The following is a 17,562-nucleotide window of genomic DNA, read 5'->3' as shown; positions in this document are numbered from 1 at the left end:
CTTGCGACTGGGCTAGAAGGTCAACACAAGGCGATGTCCGGAGAGGACGCGCGCCAGTGCCACTGGCGACAAACACTCCACCTCGAGCATCAAATCGTCACGCGATAGACCGAGACGTGAAAGCCCCTGCGCTTCCACCAGCAGGGTCTCGATATCATACATTTCCAGCATCTCCAGCGTCGCAGCAGTGCCCTTCTGCCCCAGGGCACCCACCTGCTGATCCGCTATCAGCGCCGTCACGCCCTCACCCATGAACAGCAGGGAGACGCGGCGCCCGAAGGCAGCGGCGACCAGAGCGGCATCCAGGCCTTCCTTTAGCCAACTGCTGCCGTGGGGACCATGGCGCAGGATGACCAGCAGGTCTCCGTCATCGTGGGGTTCTTGCATCGCTACTCCGTCGAACCGATTCAGGGGCCGAAGGTGACCAGGCGATCGCAATGCGTTCCAAGGTCGACCAATTGGCCAAGCCCGGTCAGCTCGAAGGGGGCCTTCACGCTGACGCCATCCTTGCCATGCCGGGCCGCTTCCCGTTCATCCAGCAATCCACGACGTAGCGCAGCAGCGATACAGACCTGCAGCGCAACCTGATGCTTGCTGGAGAGCGACGCCCATGCATCCACCAGATGCGGCTCATCCTGGGGAGGCGCGGCCAACCGTGCCGCATTGTGCACTCCATCATGGTAGAAGAATACCGCCTCGAGCCGGTGGCCACGTGCCACGAGGGCACGGGCGAAGCGCAGGGCTGAGTGGCTCGCCTGATCACTGTATGGGGCACCCATCAACAGAATGGCGTAGCGCATGGGGTCCTCCTGAAACAGCCTGGCCCCGCCGAGAGGCGGGGCCAGGATTGCGAGATGTGACGCTCGCCGTCAGTCCTGACTCATGATTCCCAGGATGGAGAGCAGGCTGACGAACAGATTGTAGATCGAGACATAGAGGGTAATGGTGGCGAGGATGTAGTTGGTTTCGCCGGCCCGATGCACGATCTCGCTGGTCTGGTAGAGGATGGCGGCCGAGGCAAACAGCACGAAGCCAGCCGACACCATCAGCGACAGCGCAGGAATCTGCAGGAAGATGGCCGCCAACATGGCAATGATCAGCACGATGGCACCGGCCATCAAGAAATTAGCCAGGAAGCTGAAGTCCTTGCGTGTGATCAGCGCCACGGCTGATAGGCCAACGAAGGTCACACCGGTCATGCCCAGCGCGGTCATGATCAGCTGGGCACCGTTGGGCAGGGTGAGATAGGCGCTGAGGATGGGACCTAGCGTGAAGCCCATGAAGCCCGTGAAGGCAAAAGTGGACAGCAGGCCTAGCGCCGAGTTGGCGGTCTTGTGCACCAGGAACATCAGGCCGTAGGCACCGATGAAGAACACAAAGATGTTCATCCGCTCGATGCCCATGGCCATGGCGGCACCGGCCGTCGCGGCGGAGAACAGCAGGGTCATCGCCAGCAGGCCATAAGTATTGCGCAGAACCTTGCTGGTCTCGACGGCCTGGGTCTGCTGCCGTGTCATCTGCGTGTTCTGCGTGTCTTGATAAGCCATGGATCGGTAGCTCCCTGAGTAGTTGATCTAGGCACTAGACCTAGAATGCCGCGAGAAGGTTCCCGACGCAAGAGACTGGCTAGACTGGCTTCAACGCGCCTTCTGCGGTCATTGCCTCAACCAGCACCTGGCGTGCCACCCGAGAGGCCGATTCACTGACCTCCCCGACCTCCTGTGCAAGAGCCTCGAGGTCCATCCAACGCAGTTCGGTGGCATCGTCAGCCGCTGCCTCCACGCCGCCCTGCCAATCCATCTGAACCACAACGATGACGAAATGCATCCTCAGCAGGCCCGCTTCATCGTGGTCGAACAGGTCGATGGCCGTCAGGATACGCCGAGGCGCTGCAACCACCCCGGTCTCTTCCAATAGCTCCCTCGCCGCCGCCTGCAGCAGGCTCTCTCCCGCCTCTACCTTGCCGCCGGGCAGAGCCAGCATGCCCGCGTTGGGCGGATTTCGTCGTCGCACCATGAGGATGCGGTTCCCCCGGATCACGGCAGCCGAAACCGCAGGGATCGGACGCACCTCGGCGTGTTCTCTGGGGTCAAGCATGTTGTTCTCCTGCCGTCACCGACGATTCTATCGGGCCTCACCTGGTATGATACGCCTAACGTCTTGATCCCTAGGCGCTGTTGACCCGGCGAGGAAAGCTGGTAGTATGCCTATCCGTGAGCCGGAGGGATGGCAGAGCGGTTGAATGCACCGGTCTTGAAAACCGGCGTAGGTTAATAGCCTACCCAGGGTTCGAATCCCTGTCCCTCCGCCACTTCTACTTTAGAAAAAAGCACCTGCAGGTGCTTTTTTCATGGACCCGACGTCCCGCCTTCTTTCCCGGGCAACGCTTGCCATGTCGTCGCCTTCACCACCTCAGTAGTTCTTTAGCATCGACCAGCGTCAGGCGACCCGTGCTGAATGCCCCGGTATCGAGGTAATGCACGTTGCCCAGGGTCAGCGGCCGTTCCACGATGGTGTGGCCGACGACGACGGCGTCGACCCCAACCACCGGCGTCTCGTCGCTCTGCTGAATCCGCGAACGCCCCCAGATCAAGGAATCTCGGTCGGCCTCCTCGATGCGCAACCAGTCGATTGGCGGTTCAGCGTGCACCATACCGAACTTCCTGCCGTCGATCGCGACCTCGCGCGCCAGAGGCAATTGGGATAGCGCCGCCTGCAGGATCCTTCGCGTCTCGTTCACCCCGCTATCGATGACCCAGCCACCACCATTGATCATCCACAGCTCCCAGGCGCTGCTGCCCTCCCCGTCGCAAAAAGCGTTCCAGGCCAAATCTTCATGATTGCCGCACACGGCGTGAAACCACGGCATGAAGGCAAGCTTCAGACAGTCGAGCGAATCGGCACCTCGGTCGATGAGATCGCCAACGCAGAACAGGCGATCCTCCGTCGTACTGAAGTCGACCCCCTGCAAGGCTTCCTGTAACAAGCAGTACTGGCCGTGAAGGTCACCCACGAAGAAATCGCGGCCCCTGGTGTTCGCTTCATGCCTGGTCAGCATGGTACGACCTCCTCATCCATCCCCTCGCCCCGCCGACTATGTCATGATGGCAGACACTTTTTCCAAGCCGGACGAGTGACCTAGTCAGATGGCACTAAAGTCAATGATCCATAAGGTCCAGTTGCAGATCGCCGACATGGATCGGCATTACTATGCGGACCACTCGCTGACCGTGGCGCGCCATCCGTCGGAAACCGATGCACGGATGATGGTCAGGCTGCTGGCCTTCGCCCTGAACGCCGATGAATCCCTTGCCTTCGGACGTGGCGTGAGCACCGAGAACGAACCGGACCTCTGGCGCAAGAACCTGACTGGCGACATCGAACTGTGGATCCAGTTGGGCCAGCCCGATGAGAAAAGCGTTCGCCGGGCATGCGCCCGAGCCGACCGCGTGGTCCTCTACCCCTATAGCGGCCAGGCATCAGCCATCTGGTGGGACTCTCTGGCCGGCAAGCTCGCCACCCTCGACAACCTGACGGTGGTCGATGTCTCCCCGGTATCGGTCGAGGCGCTTACCGCGCTGGCCGCAAAGAGCATGACACTGAACTGCATGATCGAGGATGGCGGGGTCTGGCTGACCAGTCCAGAGCGAGGTGCTGTCGAGGTTGAGCTCGAAGCTCGACAGCGCGCACGCGCCGGTTGACCCTTCGCGGCAGGCCACTGGTCCATCGCCTCAGTAGAGCCTGAGCCCAACCCGGGTGACACGATTACCATCCATCTCACTGACCACCCAATGAATACCGTGCCAGTCCACGTCATCGCCCACCACCGGATGCCCCCCAACCCGCAGGGAGATGAACTCGGCTAGCGTCATGTCCTGCTCGCCGGGGGTCAGGGTCAGGCCATAGGCATCGGCGATGTCTCCCATGCGAGCCTCCCCATCGAAGGTAAAGGTGCCGAAGAAGGCCCGCTCGCGCTTGAGCTTGGCATCCCCGTTGAACAAGCGGTTGAGCGCCGGCAGATCGTCCGTGCGACCGATCACGCAGATCACGTCGCTCAGTCGCAGTCGAGTGCTGCCCTTGGGGTGCAGCATGGCATGCTCGCGGAACAGCGCCGAGATCAGCGCCCCGGAGGGGAAACGCAGCAGCCGGATCGGTACATCCTCGAGGTCGGCGTTCTCCACCTCGTAGACAAACAGCTCATAGTCGTTTTCCGGCAGGATGCCCAAAGGTCCACGATGGTTAGGCGAAACGGTAGGCGGCAGCTCGACCTTCATGCGCCGCGCCATCCACGGCAGGGTGCCGCCCTGTATCAGCAGTGAAAGCAGCACCACCGCGAAGGCGACGTTGAAATAGAGCGCGGCATTCTCCACCCCGCCGATGACCGGGAAGATCGCCAACACGATGGGGACCGCCCCACGCAGGCCTACCCAGGCGATGAAGCCGATCTCCCGCCAGCGGAACTTGAAGAAGGGCTTGACGGCGACCAGCACCGCCAACGGCCTCGCGACGAAGATCAGCGCCAGGGCCACCAGCATTGCCGGCAGCGCATAGTCGAGCAACTCGCTGGGTGTGACCAGCAGGCCCAGCACTAGGAAGAGCCCGATCTGAGAGAGCCAGGCCAGGCCATCATGCACCGGCAGGATGAAGGTGAGATGGCGACCGGGCCGGTTGCCGATCATCAACCCAGCCAGGTAGATGGCCAGGAAGCCACTGCCCCCCAGGGCACTGGTCAGGCCGAAGGTGCAAAACCCCAACCCCAATGCCAGCAGCGCATAGAGACCCGGCGCCAGGTCCAGCCAGCTCAGCAAACGCGCGCTCAGCCAGCCGATGCCTACGCCGATGACTATACCCAGGCCGAACTGCTGAACCAGGAAAAACAGGGTCTCGCCCACTCCGCCGATCTCGCCGACCAGCACCTCCACCAGCATCAGCGTGAGGAAGATCGCCATGGGATCGTTGGTTCCCGACTCGATCTCCAGCGTCGCCCCGACCCGTTCGTTGAGGTTGACCCCCCGGCCACTGAGCATGGAAAACACCGCCGCCGCATCCGTGGAGCCCACGATGGCGCCTACCAGCAGCCCCTGCACCAGGCTCAGGTCGAACAGCCACATGGCAAACACGCCCACCAGCGAGCTGGTGATGAAGACCCCCAGGGTGGCCAGGGAGAGCGCCGGCCGGAAGCCGACGCGGAAAGTCTTGAGACGGGTTCTCAAGCCACCATCGAGCAGGATCATGGCCAGCGCCAGGTGGCCGATCAGGAATGCCAGCGAATAGTCGTCGAACTGGATGCCGAGCAGCCCCTCCTCCCCGGCCAGCATGCCCAGCCCCAGGAAGATCAGCAGCAGGGGAACCCCGGCCATCGAGGAGAGCCGGCTGGCGAGAATGCTCAGGGCCAGCAGGAAGCCGCTGAGCAGAAAGAGGGTATTGATCGAATCCATGAACGTCCTGTCCCAGCTAAGAGCCGGGATTATCGCATGCCGGACCAGGCACGGCGATTTCCGTTTATGGTGGCGACTGGCAGCGGTCCTCGAGCAACGGTTAAGCTTGCGCTGCACCAACCGTAGGCCGACAGGCCGCATGGCAGGAGTTCCATTTCGATGATTTCATCCGTTTTTCGGCGGTCTCTCCGCTGGAGCCTGCTACTGTCGGCAGCCGTCCTGATGTCAACAAGTTTCGCCATGGCCGACACGACGGACGCCACCGTGCCATCGCAGGAGGGCTACCCACCGCTGGGCACCGAGGTGCAGGTACCGGACCTCGAGACCCTTGCCGACAAGGCGGCAAGGGCGGAGACTCGACGACGCTACCGGGAGGCGCCGAGCGGGCCCAGCGTCGGCACTCCGTCGCGGCCCAGCGTCCCTGCCATCGCTCTGCGCCCGGCGGAACCGATCGCGCCACCGCCAGTCACTTCGCTCAAGATCATGCTCGACGACTACCCAAGTCCTCGCCATGCCGCCCTTTTCGTAGCTAGAGAGAAAGGCATGTTTGCCAGCCGCGGACTGGAGGTGATCCTCGCGACCCCAGCCGACCCGGATGTGCCCAGCAAGCTGCTGGCGGCATCGCGGGTCGATCTGGCAGTGGCCCGCCAGCCCCTCTTGCACCTTCAGGTGGATCGCGGCCTGCCGCTGGTCCGCGTCGCCACACTGATCGCCACTCCCTTGAGCGCCCTGGTGGTACGTGAGGACGGCAGGATCGAAACCCCCGCCCGATTGGCAGGCTCGCGCATCGGATACTCCGATATGGACAGCCGTGACGTGCTGCTGGCCGTCTTGTTGCGCGATGCATCGATTCGCGACGATGAGATCGAGACCGAGGCGCTGCACTTCCGGCTCGACGATGCGCTGCGTGAGGGGCGAGTGGATGGCGTGATCGGCGCCATGCGCCACCTGCTGCCTCGACAACTTGCCGACGAGGGGCTGGCCACCCGGGTACTGCGTATCGAGGAGCTGGGTATCCCGCTCCATGATGGCCTGGTACTGCTTGCCAACCGCGACCAACTGGGGGAGAAGCGGGATGCCATCCGCCGCCTGGTGAACGCCATCGAGGAGGCCACGGCCTGGATCGCCAACCACCCGGGGGAGGCCTGGTCGCTGATCGCGAGCGCGGAGCCGGCCCTGGACACCGCGGTCAACCGTGAAGCCTGGGAGATGATCCGCACGCGACTGAATCTCAGCCCGGCGGCCCTTGATCAGGGCCGCTACCGCCGTTTCGAGAACTATCTCTTCGAGGCCGGCCTGATCGAGGAACGTCATCCGGTATCACGACTGGCCATCGACCCCGGGGCGCTGCCTCACTAACTCTCCACACGCTCGAGGAAGGCGTTTACCGCTGTCTGGAAGGCCTTGGGTTGTTCGGCATGCAACCAGTGGCCTGCCTCCAGGGTCTCGACCTCGGCCCGTGGCAGTACCTCACGCAGCGCCGGCAGCATCTCGTCGGTCACATAGGGTGAATGCGCACCGCGCAGCACCAGGGTCGGGCCGTCGAAGACGCCCTTTCCCGCCGGCTCCCCCATGATCGTCTCGTAGTCGTCCTGGATTTCATCGAGGCCGATGCGCAACCTCAGGATGTCCTCATCGTCGCGCTCCAGGTTGGTCGCCAGGAAAAGGCGCACGGCGGACTCCTCGACATGCTCGGCAAGCAGCGCGTCGGCCTCGCGGCGATTGGTCGGCTCTCCAGCCTCGACGCGGCGCAAGGCGGCAAAGACGCTATCGTGGTCATGGCCATAGGCGAGCGGCGCGATGTCGGCAACGATCAGCGAAGCCACCCGGGATGGAGCCAGCCGTGCCAGGCTGATCACGACCTTGCCGCCCATGGAGTGTCCCAACAGGTGGGCCCTCTCGACGCCGAGCCGATTCAGCAGGGCGAGAAGGTCCTCGGCCATGGCCTCATAGCCCATTCCCGCGACATGCGGCGAACGTCCATGGTTGCGCAGATCCACGGCAATCACCCGATGCCGGCGCTGCCACTGCTTGAGGTGCGAGCGCCAGTTGTCGGCACTGCCGAGCATGCCGTGCACGACTACCACCGGGGTTTCGTCGCCGCCGGTGTCGATATAGTGGAGTTCGATGGGCATCTAAGTCTCCTCGGCTGAATGGAATCAGGTTCGCGCCTGTACCTCGCCAGGCATCAGGTCGGCGCTGCCCGTCACGGCCACCAGGCGGCGGCTGAGCCAGGTCAGCAACACGCCATAGAGGGGCAGGAAGAACGCAAGGCTGATGCCGAGCTTGATCACATAGTCGACCCAGGCGATCTCCGGCCAGTTGGCGGCCATGAAGGGATCGGGGCTCTCATGGAAGGCAATGGAGAAGAAGGCAAAGGTATCGGCCAGGTTGCCGAGCACCGTGGAGACCGCCGGCGCCACCCACCAGGCCTTCAGGGTACGCAGCCGGTCGAAGACCTGCACGTCGAGCAACTGGCCCAGCACGTAGGCCATGAAACTTGCCAGCGCGATCCGCGCGACGAAGAGATCCCACTCGCCCAGCCCTTCGAGACCGGCAAAGCCGCCGCGCGGGAAGACCACCGAGACGATATAGGAGATCACCAGGGCCGGAAGCATGACCCTCAACACGATGGCCCGCGCCGGTTCCTTGCCGAACAGTCGTACGGTGAGGTCGGTGGCCAGGAAGATGAAGGGGAAACTAAAGGCGCCCCAGGTGGTGTGGAACCCGAACAGGGTGAAGGGCAGCTGGACCAGATAATTGCTGGCGGCGATGACCAGGATATGGAAGACGACCAGTAGCGTCATACAGCGCCGGGTCTGGGCATCGGAAAGCACGAACATCACGGCATCCTTTTTTGGGGAGGGGTGAGGGAACCCTCGTGGCACGGGAGCCGCCCTGGGCGGACAGGAGACGCATTATACGGCCTGGCCCGGCGGCTGGCCATGGCCCCCTGTTCGGACAAGGCTCGAAGTGAGGGGCTGCTGCCCTGGAAGCGACGCCGCCGCCCCTTGTGGGGCGGCGGCGTGGTGGACAGGCTCAAATGCCGCTGACGTCAGACTTGACGGGCGTCATGGGCAGCACCCACCGAGCGCTCCTTCATGGCCTCGTGCACGTCCTGCAGGCTCGCCGGGTCGTCGATGGTCGAGGGTATGCCGAACTCCTTGCCGTCGGCGATGTTGCGCAGCAACTTGCGCAGGATCTTGCCCGAACGCGTCTTGGGCAGGCGGTCGACCACCAATACCTGCTTAAAACAGGCAATAGGCCCGATCTTGTCGCGTACCAAGTCGATCAATTCCTGCTCTAGATCTACCTCGCGGCCCTCGAAGCCGTCCTTGGGGATTACCAGCCCCACCGGCAACTGGCCCTTCAAGGCATCGTGGATGCCGATCACCGCACATTCGGCCACGGCGGAGTGTGCGCCGACGACCTCCTCCATCTCGCCGGTGGAGAGGCGATGGCCGGCAATATTGATGACATCATCGGTGCGGCCCATGATGAACAGATAGCCGTCCTCATCGAAGTAACCGCCGTCACCGGTCAAGTAGTATCCGGGGAAGGCCGCCATGTAGGCGCTGTGGAAGCGCTTCGGGTCACCCCATACACCGGTCAGACAGCCAGGCGGCAACGGCTGCTTGATCACCACGCTGCCCTGCTCCATGGGGCCGACTTGTTCACCCTCGCGATCCAGGATCTGTACGTTGAAACCCGGCACCGGCACCGTCGCGCTACCCGCCTTGGTGGGCATCGGCTCCAGGCCCTGCATGTTCGCGGCAATCGGCCAGCCGGTCTCGGTCTGCCACCAGTGGTCGATCACCGGCACGTCTATCAGGTCATCCAGCCAATGGAACGTCGGTGGATCCAGGCGTTCGCCGGCCAGGAACAACGCCTTCAGACAGGAGATGTCGTACTGGGCCATCAGCTTGGCATCCGGGTCTTCCTTCTTCATCGCGCGGAAGGCCGTGGGCGCGGTGAAGAAGCTCTTGACCCGATACTCGCTGATCAGCCTCCAGAAGGCACCGGCATCGGGGGTCTTCACCGGCTTACCCTCGTAGACCACGGTGGTACAGCCGCGCAGCAAGGGGGCATAGACGATGTAGGAGTGGCCTACCACCCAGCCCACGTCGGAGGCGGAGAAGAAGACGTCGCCAGGCTCGACGTCGTAGATGGTGTCCATGGAATAGCTCAGTGCCACGGCATAGCCCCCGGTATCCCGCACGACCCCCTTGGGCTTTCCGGTGGTCCCGGAGGTATAGAGGACATACAGCGGATCACTGCCCTTGACCGGAACGCAGTCCGCCGGCTCGGCCTTCTCGACGAGGGCAGCCCAGTCGTGGTCGATTGCCCCCAGCTCGGCCTGATGCTGGTCGCGCTGGAATACCACGCAAGCCTCGGGCTTGTAGCGACTCTGCTCGATGGCCGCATCGATGATCGGCTTGTAGGGAATCACCCGGCCGACCTCGACGCCACAGGATGCGGCGATAACCACCTTCGGCTCGGCATCCTCGATGCGCACAGCCAGCTCATGGGGGGCGAAGCCGCCGAACACCACCGAATGCACGGCACCCAGTCGAGCACAGGCATACATGGCGACCAGCGCCTCGGGCACCATGGGCATGTAGATCACGACCCGGTCGCCCTTCTCTACACCCAGGCCCTGCAGGGCCCCGGCGAAAAGGGCCACCTGATCACGCATCTCGGCGAAGCTGAGGGTCCGCTTGCTGTCGGTAACCGGCGAGTCCCAGAAGATAGCCGGCTGATCGCCACGCCCCTGCTCGACATGATGATCCAGAGCGGCATGACAGATATTGAGCTCGCCATCCACGAACCAGCGAGCATGGTCCGCCTCGTCATACTCGAGAATGGTCGTGGGCGGCGTGAACCAGGGAATGCGTCTGGCCTGCTCGGCCCAGAAAGCCTCCGGGTGATCAATCGAACGGCGGAACTCGTCTTGGTACATGCTCATTTGCATCCTGTCGGCAATCGAGGGGAGTGTTGATTGTTGACACTCTAGAGCAAGTTAACGGCGACAACCTCATACCATCGGCTAATATTCGACAAAAGTGCAAGGTATCCTTGGCACTATTGTCGACAACAAATCATTGCTGAACATGGTTTGCGGCTTTGATCCAGCGTTGTCCCGGCGACAGCTGCCAGGCTGAACTATTATTGAGAATAAGCTGAATCAGAATGTTGACGAACTGTTAGCGAACAACAGACGCAATCCGCGAAAAGCAGGATGGAAAGGCTTCAACAGCGCAGGCAACCGGCCACCGGATGTCGGACCTGCCCGACAGGAGACAGATCATGGGCGATACCAGCGGTGCTGCAGCACGTCTCCTAGAAGGCGGCACAGCGGTCATCGACGAGGCCAGTGCCCTGCTCAAGGCGATGGCCAACGACAACCGGTTGCGGATACTCTGCCTGCTCGACGGCAGCGAGCTGTCGGTGACCGAACTCAACCAACGACTCTCCCTCAGCCAGTCGGCGCTTTCGCAGCATCTGGCGATCCTGCGCCGCGAGAATCTGGTCAGCACCCGTCGCGAGTCCCAGACCATCTACTATTCTCTGCATGGCAAGCGAGCGAGAACCCTGATCGAGGCCCTCGGTAGCCTGGGACTGGAAGGCAGATCGTAAGCAGACTTGATCAGCGCTTCTGCCAGCGCCCGGCATCGAGCATCTCCAACCCACGTTCGACGCCATGCTCTACACCCCGCGAGACCGCCATGCCTAGGCGGTCACCAAGCTTTTGTTTGTGCTCCAGCTTCAGGCTGATCACCCGAGCCTGCTGCATGCGCTCGACCAAGTAGGCCTCGCTGGTCCCCAGAGCATCCACCAGACCCCGCGACACTGCATCACTGCCATACCAGATCTCACCGGTGGCCACCGCCTCGATGTCGAGGCCGGGGCGCCGCTCCGCCACATGGCGTTTGAAGAGCTCGTGGGTGGTCTCGAGATCTTCACGAAACTTCTCGCGCCCCTCCTCGGTATTCTCGCCGAAGACCGTGAGGGTGCGCTTGTAGCGTCCTGCCGTCAGCATCTCAACGTCGACGTCGTGGCGCTTGAGCAGTCGGTGCAGATTGGGCAACTGGGCCACCACGCCGATAGAGCCAATCACTGCAAAGGGTGCCGCTCGAAGCTGGTCGGCCGCGCAAGCCATCAGGTAGCCACCGCTGGCGGCCACCTTGTCGACACACACCGTGGTGGAGAGACCCGCCTCGCGCAGACGATCCAACTCGGCGGCCGCCAGACCATAGCCATGTACGAGGCCGCCGGCCGATTCCAGCCGAATCACCACCTCGTCTTCCCGGCCAGCCACCGCCAGTACCGCCGAGACCTCCTCGGCGAGCTGCCCGGTACCGCTGGCCTTGATGTCACCATGAAAATCGAGCACCCAGACCGTCGACAAGACCTCGCCCTCCCCCTTGCGGCCGCGACGGTCATGTTCCTTGTCATCGCGTCGGAAGGCCTTGGCCAGGCGTTTGCGTGCTCCCGGCTGGCTGGCCGCCAGCTGCATCCGCCGACGGCGGTTTCGGCGCGTGCCGTTGAGCTCATCGAGCCGCAGCCGGGTTCGCTCTCCCGTCTCGCCCCTGACTCGCAGGATCACCGTCACCGCCAGAACGCCGATCACCACCAGGGTCAACAGCTGCGCCACGAACATTCCGAATTCCGTCAGCCACTCACTCACTGCCTTACTCCTCTCGTCTCGCTGTCATGACATCCTGCCCGGCGCCTTCCTGCCGACACAGAGCGCTTGATTCAAACGGTCGTTTCAAATACTCTCTAAACCCCTCTCCCCCATAAGCGATCAAGGATCTCCATGTCAGACGCCACTATCGACAAACTAAAGGACCGGTTCGACGCCGAAGCCGCCAGCGGCATGCAGGAAGTCTTCCAGTTCCACTTCAACGATGCCGGCGACTACTACCTGGTCGTCGACGACGGCACCCTGGAAGTCCACGAGGGCGAGCACGACGATCCCTCTGTCAGCCTGAGCATGAGCAGCGACACCCTCAAGGGGGTAATGAGCGGCGAGATCAACGGCATGACGGCGTTCATGACCGGCAAGCTCAAGGCCACCGGCAATGTCATGCTGGCGACGCAGTTGAGCCACCTTTTCCCTGGCCACTGAGCCTCGGCCGATGCGGACCGCTATCCGCGAGGGCCGACTTCCCTGAGGTGGGTCTCGATCAGCGCCCGGGAGATGGAATAGAGCGGCGGCAACTGAGGCAGGTGCCGCGGGCTGAACCAGGCGGCGTCGGCGATCTCGACGCCGTCGATGCGGATGCGCCGACTGGCCGCCTCGGCGAAGAATCCCAGCATCAGCGAGTGGGGAAACGGCCAGGCCTGGCTCTTGTAATAACTGACGCGCCCCACGCTGAGCCCCACTTCCTCGAAGATTTCACGCCGCACGGCCTCCTCTGCCGATTCACCGGGCTCGATGAAACCGGCCAGGGTCGAGTAACGCCCAGGAGGAAAACGTGGACTGCGGGCCAGCAGCAGCGATTCCCCATGGGTGACCAGAGTGATGATGCAGGGCGAGATGCGAGGATAATTGCGATGCCCGCACTGACCGCAATGCATGGCGAATTCGGCATCGAGCCGTCTCGCCGGGGCACCGCAACGACCGCAGAAACGATGATTGTCGAGCCAGGCCGCCACCTGCAGGGCCGTGGAGAGCAGCGGGAACCAGGATTCCGGCAGGCGGGTCAGCCAGCTCCTCGCGTCGAGCCAGTCATCGCCTGGCTGTGTCTCCACCGAGAGCGCCACCGGTTCCTCATGCCACCAGCAAAGCGGCTGCATCTGGTTATGCCAGGACTGGAAGGCTTGCAGTGGCCCCTCGTCAACCCCGGGAGCGATGCGCCCCCTGGCAAGGCGAATGACCCGTCCTGCCGTCTCCTCGCTGGGTAGTTCCCGACGCAGCATCAGGGCGGGGTCTCGCCGCCAGGCAGACCCGGGCAAGCATCCCAGCGACACTCACCGGCCATGTCTCGAATGCGCTCCAACGTGGCCCGATGAGCCGCCAGCTCCGCCTCGTCGGGCGGCATCACCCGCAGTTGCCCCGGCGAAAGGGACAACCGGCGAATGGCCAGTCCCTGCGTCTCACCGACGCGCCCTTCCGATGTCGCCGAGGCATCCAGCGAGAGCAGGGTCTGCCCCCCGGTCATGGCCAGATAGACGTCGGCGAGGATCTCGGCATCGAGCAGGGCGCCGTGCAGGACACGGTGCCCGTTGTCGATCTCATAGCGCTTGCACAGGGCATCCAGGCTGTTGCGCTGGCCGGGATGCTTGTCGCGCGCCATTGTCAGGGTATCGAGGATCCGGCAATAATCGGCCACCGGACCCAGCCGCGGCTCGCCGCGCCGGGCGTTGAGCATGCCGAGCTCGTGATCGATGAAGCCCACGTCGAAGGGGGCGTTATGGATCACCAGCTCGGCCCCCTCGATGAAGGCCCAGAAGGCGTCGGCGATCTCCGCGAAGACCGGCTCCTCGGCCACGCGTTCGTTAGTGATGCCGTGTACGCCCACGGCCTCGGCCTCGATGTCGCGCTGGGGATTGATATACTGGTGATAGCGGTTGCCGTTAAGGCGGCGGTTGACCATCTCCACCGCGCCGATCTCGATCAGGCGATGACCGTCACGGGGATCGATGCCGGTGGTCTCGGTATCCAGGATGATCTGGCGCATGGCAGTCTCTCGTCGGCTCGCAGGAAAGGCGTGGCGTTAGGCGCGGGCACGGTGCTCGTCGATGGCCTGGTTGGCCAGCTCATCGGCCCGTTCGTTGCCGAGATGGCCACTGTGTCCCTTGACCCAGTGCCACTCGATCGCATGCCGATGGGTCTCCTCGTGGAGCTCGCGCCACAGCTCGGCGTTCTTGACCGGCTGTCGTGAGGCGGTCTTCCAGCCACGCTTGATCCAGTTGTGGATCCACTCGGTGATGCCCTTGCGCAGGTACTCGGAGTCGGTCCAAAGTGCCACGCGGCAAGGGCGCTTGAGCTCGCGCAGCGCCATGATCGCTGCCATCAGCTCCATGCGGTTGTTGGTGGTCACCGCCTCGAAACCCTTGAGCGCCTTCTCGTGGTGACCACTGACCAGCAGTGCCCCCCACCCACCAGGGCCGGGATTGCCGCGGCAGGCCCCGTCGGTATAGATCGTCACTGTTTGTGAAGGCTCGGTCTGCGGGGGCTCGGCGTGGTGTCTGTCAGTCACCCTTGCGGTTCCTTTCCGATTGTGGCCGGGCCCGCGTGGCGCTGCCCAACGCCGGCCCGGCCAAGGGGCGTGTTAGCTCGAAGCGCGAGCGCTGCGACTGGGCGAGCTGCGTCCGGCGGTGGGCATGAATCATGTAGCTGTCACCCAGCGGCAGGTTATGGCGCCGCCCGAGGGTCTCCAGCATGGTATTGCGCGGCAGGCTGCCGGGCAGATGAAAGCCGCAATAGTCTACCCGCTCGATCTCGAAATCGACAAACGCCAGCCAGTCGCCAAGCCGACCGGGGGTCCGCCACTGGCCTCGCCAGGGCATGCGACGTCGCCTGCCCGGCCAGGCACGCGACATCCCCCCCGCGCTCAGCGGGCACCAACCGAAGATGATCAGTCGCCCATTGTCGGCGGTGACACGCGCTGCTTCCTGCAACATGTGATGCGGGTCAGGCACCACCTCCAGCAGGTGATGGACCACCACCAGGCTCAGGCTGTCATCGGGCAGGGGCAAGGCATCCGGCGGACACACCAGGGTCGACTCATGGTCGGCCATCTCGCAGCTCGGCGCCCAGCCCAGGGCATGGCGGATCGGACAGATGTCACTGAGCATGGGCGCCATACCCAGTTCCAGGCTGTGCTGCCCGATGAGGCGTTCGCAGACCGGCCCCAGACAGGCGCGCTCGGACCGCCATAGCGCCTGGCCCGCCGGCGACGCCCAGTAACGCCGCCCCTCACGGACCAGTTGCGCCAGGACATGGGGATCCCGCGAATTTGACATAGTGCCGTTTTCCCTCCACAGTGCCAGGTTTTGTAAACCATATCGCAGCGAATCGCGGCAGCGTCTGGCAACGCCTCCGTCAAGGACCCCGAGCCCATGTTGAGCGTGACACCGATACCCGCCTTAAGCGACAACTATATCTGGCTACTGCGCCAGGATACGAGCCACGCAGTCTGCGTGGTGGATCCCGGCGATGCAACGCCGGTGATCGAGTGGCTGGAACGCGAGGGGCTGGAGCTCAGCACCGTGTTGATTACCCACCACCATCACGATCATACCGGTGGCCTGGCGGAGCTGATCAAGCGCTATTCACCGCGGGTGATCGGCCCGGACAATCCCGAGATCAAGGGCATCGACGAGCGGGTCAGTGAAGGAGACGAGGTGCGAGTGATGGGCAGGCTGTTCGAGGTATTCGCCCTGCCCGGCCATACCCTGGACCATATCGCCTTCTTCACAGCCGGCATCCCACCGCTGCTGTTCAGCGGCGACGTGCTGTTCAGCGGTGGCTGCGGCCGGCTCTTCGAGGGCACCCCGGCTCAGATGCATGAATCGCTGTCGCGCCTCGAATCACTGCCGGAGGACACCCTGGTGTTTGCCGCCCACGAGTACACCCTGGCCAACCTGGCATTTGCCCGCGCCGCCGACCCGGACAATCCCGATGTCGAGACCGCCGAGGCAGAGTGCCAGCGGGCTCGGGAGCTCGACCGTCCGACCTTGCCCACCACCCTGGGTCGCGAACGAAGCATCAATCCCTTCCTGCGCTGCGAGTCGGCCGGCGTACGCCGAGCCGCGGCGGCGCATGGCGACACCGACGGCAACCTTGCGACCTTCACCACACTACGCGCGTGGAAGGATACCTTCTGAACACGCCATTGCCGAATGACACCATGCCTGCCCATGGCGGCAGGATTATGCACGACCAGGAGAAGACCTCTCGATGACTTACCACACGACACGTCGACGGATCCTGGGGTTAACCAGCTGTCTCGCGCTGATGGGTTCGCTGATGGCCGCCACTGGTAACAGCCAGGCCTCAACGACGCACCAGCGCGATTTCACGGACGATTCGACCAGCCACACGGCCCAACCCACCGCGCTTCCCTCGAACCAGACGTTCTGGGATGCCCTGGCGCTGGAACCCAAACCCACGGACGCCTGGTCGCGCCTCGCCGAGGCCTTCCATTGGCAGGACGACGTCGATCAGGCACGAGTCCAGCAGTGGATCGACCACTACCGCCAGAGCCCTCACAACATCACCGAGATCACCGAGCGCGCCAGGCCCTGGCTCGCCTGGATTACCGAGCGAGTGGAGGAGCGTGGTCTGCCTGGCGAGATCGCCCTGATTCCCTTCATCGAGAGCTCCTTCGATCCCACTGCTCGCAGCCACCGCGGGGCTGCCGGTCTCTGGCAGTTCATGCCCGGCACCGGTAATGCCCTGGGGCTGCGCCGCGGTGGCGGCTACGATGGCCGCCTGGATGTCGCGCGCTCCACCCATGCCGCCCTCGATTACATCGAGATGCAGGCTGAGCAGTGGTACGAGGGTGACATCGAGCTCTCCCTGGCGGCCTATAATGCCGGCGCCGGTACCGTGAACAATGCCCGCAGCGCCGCGCGCTCCCGCGGGCAGGTGGGTAGCTATTGGGACCTAAAGCTGCCACGGGAGACCATGGCCTACGTCCCAAAATTGATCGCCATCTCGGCAATCGTCGCTGAACCGGAACGCTACGACGTCGAACTGCCCAACATCGAGGCCGCACCGGCCGTCGCCGAGGTCCCGGTGACTCGGCCGATGGACCTCGGCGAGACAGCACGCCTGGCGGGCGTCTCCCACGCGGCCCTGGCCGATCTCAATCCCGGCCTGCTGGGCAGCAATGCTGATCCCCGCCATGTAAAGCGACTGCTGGTGCCTGCCGACAGTGCCGAGCGGCTGGTGGCCCGGCTCAACGGCGACGCAAGCGGTCGCACGGCCACTGCTGACGGCGATGACGTCTATGTGGTCCGCCGCGGGGACAGTCTCTCGGCCATCGCATCCCGTCATGCCGTGACCCCGGCCGACCTGGCTCGCTGGAACGGCATCGAGCGGCCCAACGCTTTACAACCGGGGCAACAGCTGACACTTTCCGGTAGTTGATGTCCGGGGCCACGGCCC

The 17,562-nt window shown here is 63.7% G+C and carries 20 protein-coding genes and 1 tRNA gene; 7 read left to right on the top strand and 14 right to left on the bottom strand.

Annotation, left to right across the window (positions count from 1 at the left end):
- Window positions 1-12: 12 nt before the first annotated feature.
- The 4 genes from tusC to BMY30_RS00280 form a co-directional block, all read right to left on the bottom strand.
- On the bottom strand, window positions 13-387 hold the full coding sequence (gene tusC / locus BMY30_RS00295) for a sulfurtransferase complex subunit TusC (RefSeq protein WP_089709619.1): 375 nt from the start codon (window positions 385-387) through the stop codon (window positions 13-15).
- A 20-nt stretch (window positions 388-407) separates the two neighbouring features.
- Entirely contained in the window at window positions 408-800 is a 393-nt protein-coding gene (tusD, locus tag BMY30_RS00290) for a sulfurtransferase complex subunit TusD (RefSeq protein ID WP_089709617.1), read from the bottom strand.
- 69 nt (window positions 801-869) lie between these two features.
- Window positions 870-1,547 (bottom strand): Bax inhibitor-1/YccA family protein, encoded by a 678-nt coding sequence (locus BMY30_RS00285; RefSeq protein WP_089709615.1) that lies wholly within the window; start codon window positions 1,545-1,547, stop codon window positions 870-872.
- Between the two features lie 79 nt (window positions 1,548-1,626).
- A complete protein-coding gene (locus tag BMY30_RS00280) occupies window positions 1,627-2,097 on the bottom strand; it encodes an NUDIX hydrolase (protein ID WP_089709613.1) in 471 nt (156 codons plus the stop codon).
- A gap of 123 nt (window positions 2,098-2,220) precedes the next feature.
- Between BMY30_RS00280 and BMY30_RS00275 the strand changes: the two genes are divergently transcribed.
- Window positions 2,221-2,311 (top strand) — tRNA-Ser (locus BMY30_RS00275).
- Window positions 2,312-2,404: 93 nt separating this feature from the next.
- Here BMY30_RS00275 and BMY30_RS00270 read toward each other — a convergent pair.
- On the bottom strand, window positions 2,405-3,058 hold the full coding sequence (locus tag BMY30_RS00270) for a metallophosphoesterase (RefSeq protein WP_089709611.1): 654 nt from the start codon (window positions 3,056-3,058) through the stop codon (window positions 2,405-2,407).
- Window positions 3,059-3,146: 88 nt separating this feature from the next.
- Here BMY30_RS00270 and BMY30_RS00265 point away from each other — a divergent pair, with 88 nt between their 5' ends.
- Window positions 3,147-3,701 carry a YaeQ family protein gene (locus BMY30_RS00265; protein WP_089709610.1) on the top strand — a complete coding sequence of 185 codons (555 nt, stop codon included), beginning with the start codon at window positions 3,147-3,149 and terminating at the stop codon, window positions 3,699-3,701.
- A 30-nt stretch (window positions 3,702-3,731) separates the two neighbouring features.
- Here the strand turns inward: BMY30_RS00265 and BMY30_RS00260 are convergent, their stop codons facing one another.
- Window positions 3,732-5,438, bottom strand: coding sequence for a potassium/proton antiporter (locus BMY30_RS00260; protein WP_089709608.1), 1,707 nt, complete (start codon window positions 5,436-5,438; stop codon window positions 3,732-3,734).
- A 222-nt stretch (window positions 5,439-5,660) separates the two neighbouring features.
- Between BMY30_RS00260 and BMY30_RS00255 the strand changes: the two genes are divergently transcribed.
- The gene (locus BMY30_RS00255) at window positions 5,661-6,797 is read left to right on the top strand and encodes an ABC transporter substrate-binding protein (RefSeq protein WP_244516077.1); all 1,137 of its coding nucleotides are present in this window, start codon (window positions 5,661-5,663) and stop codon (window positions 6,795-6,797) included.
- Here the strand turns inward: BMY30_RS00255 and BMY30_RS00250 are convergent.
- The 3 genes from BMY30_RS00250 to BMY30_RS00240 form a co-directional block, all read right to left on the bottom strand.
- Window positions 6,794-7,573, bottom strand: coding sequence for an alpha/beta fold hydrolase (locus BMY30_RS00250; RefSeq protein ID WP_089709604.1), 780 nt, complete (start codon window positions 7,571-7,573; stop codon window positions 6,794-6,796). The two genes, BMY30_RS00255 and BMY30_RS00250, sit on opposite strands and share 4 nt — an antisense overlap.
- Window positions 7,574-7,597: 24 nt before the next feature.
- On the bottom strand, window positions 7,598-8,281 hold the full coding sequence (locus BMY30_RS00245; RefSeq protein ID WP_089709602.1) for a 7-cyano-7-deazaguanine/7-aminomethyl-7-deazaguanine transporter: 684 nt from the start codon (window positions 8,279-8,281) through the stop codon (window positions 7,598-7,600).
- A gap of 212 nt (window positions 8,282-8,493) precedes the next feature.
- Window positions 8,494-10,404: a propionyl-CoA synthetase gene (locus tag BMY30_RS00240; protein WP_089709601.1), complete on the bottom strand. Its 1,911-nt coding sequence runs from the start codon at window positions 10,402-10,404 to the stop codon at window positions 8,494-8,496.
- Between the two features lie 341 nt (window positions 10,405-10,745).
- Here BMY30_RS00240 and BMY30_RS00235 point away from each other — a divergent pair, with 341 nt between their 5' ends.
- Complete coding sequence (locus tag BMY30_RS00235) at window positions 10,746-11,075, top strand: ArsR/SmtB family transcription factor (protein ID WP_089709598.1); 330 nt, start codon at window positions 10,746-10,748, stop codon at window positions 11,073-11,075.
- 10 nt (window positions 11,076-11,085) lie between these two features.
- Here BMY30_RS00235 and sohB read toward each other — a convergent pair whose 3' ends face one another.
- Window positions 11,086-12,126: a protease SohB gene (gene sohB / locus BMY30_RS00230; protein WP_089709597.1), complete on the bottom strand. Its 1,041-nt coding sequence runs from the start codon at window positions 12,124-12,126 to the stop codon at window positions 11,086-11,088.
- 132 nt (window positions 12,127-12,258) lie between these two features.
- Between sohB and BMY30_RS00225 the strand changes: the two genes are divergently transcribed.
- The gene (locus BMY30_RS00225) at window positions 12,259-12,570 is read left to right on the top strand and encodes an SCP2 sterol-binding domain-containing protein (RefSeq protein WP_089709595.1); all 312 of its coding nucleotides are present in this window, start codon (window positions 12,259-12,261) and stop codon (window positions 12,568-12,570) included.
- Window positions 12,571-12,590: 20 nt separating this feature from the next.
- Here BMY30_RS00225 and nudC read toward each other — a convergent pair whose 3' ends face one another.
- The 4 genes from nudC to BMY30_RS00205 are packed head-to-tail and all read right to left on the bottom strand — an operon-like array spanning window position 12,591 to window position 15,413.
- The gene (gene nudC, locus BMY30_RS00220; RefSeq protein WP_089709593.1) at window positions 12,591-13,364 is read right to left on the bottom strand and encodes an NAD(+) diphosphatase; all 774 of its coding nucleotides are present in this window, start codon (window positions 13,362-13,364) and stop codon (window positions 12,591-12,593) included.
- Window positions 13,364-14,125, bottom strand: coding sequence for a DNA polymerase III subunit epsilon (gene dnaQ, locus BMY30_RS00215; RefSeq protein WP_089709591.1), 762 nt, complete (start codon window positions 14,123-14,125; stop codon window positions 13,364-13,366). Before dnaQ ends, nudC begins: the two co-directional genes overlap by 1 nt.
- 36 nt (window positions 14,126-14,161) lie before the next feature.
- Window positions 14,162-14,647, bottom strand: a complete 486-nt coding sequence (gene rnhA, locus BMY30_RS00210; RefSeq protein ID WP_170840030.1) for a ribonuclease HI — start codon at window positions 14,645-14,647, stop codon at window positions 14,162-14,164.
- Complete coding sequence (locus BMY30_RS00205; RefSeq protein ID WP_089709589.1) at window positions 14,640-15,413, bottom strand: methyltransferase domain-containing protein; 774 nt, start codon at window positions 15,411-15,413, stop codon at window positions 14,640-14,642. Before BMY30_RS00205 ends, rnhA begins: the two co-directional genes overlap by 8 nt.
- Before the next feature lie 96 nt (window positions 15,414-15,509).
- On the opposite strand from BMY30_RS00205, the gene gloB reads away from it, so the two are divergent.
- Both gloB and BMY30_RS00195 read left to right on the top strand, forming a co-directional pair.
- Window positions 15,510-16,277, top strand: coding sequence for a hydroxyacylglutathione hydrolase (gloB, locus tag BMY30_RS00200; RefSeq protein WP_089709587.1), 768 nt, complete (start codon window positions 15,510-15,512; stop codon window positions 16,275-16,277).
- Between the two features lie 73 nt (window positions 16,278-16,350).
- Window positions 16,351-17,544, top strand: coding sequence for a transglycosylase SLT domain-containing protein (locus BMY30_RS00195; protein WP_089709585.1), 1,194 nt, complete (start codon window positions 16,351-16,353; stop codon window positions 17,542-17,544).
- The last annotated feature ends 18 nt before the right edge of the window (window positions 17,545-17,562 follow it).

It is taken from the genome of Halomonas daqiaonensis, from assembly GCF_900109725.1.
Classification (GTDB): domain Bacteria; phylum Pseudomonadota; class Gammaproteobacteria; order Pseudomonadales; family Halomonadaceae; genus Halomonas; species Halomonas daqiaonensis.
Note: the sequence above shows the minus strand (reverse complement) of the source record. Positions and strands in the feature narration are given on the sequence as shown.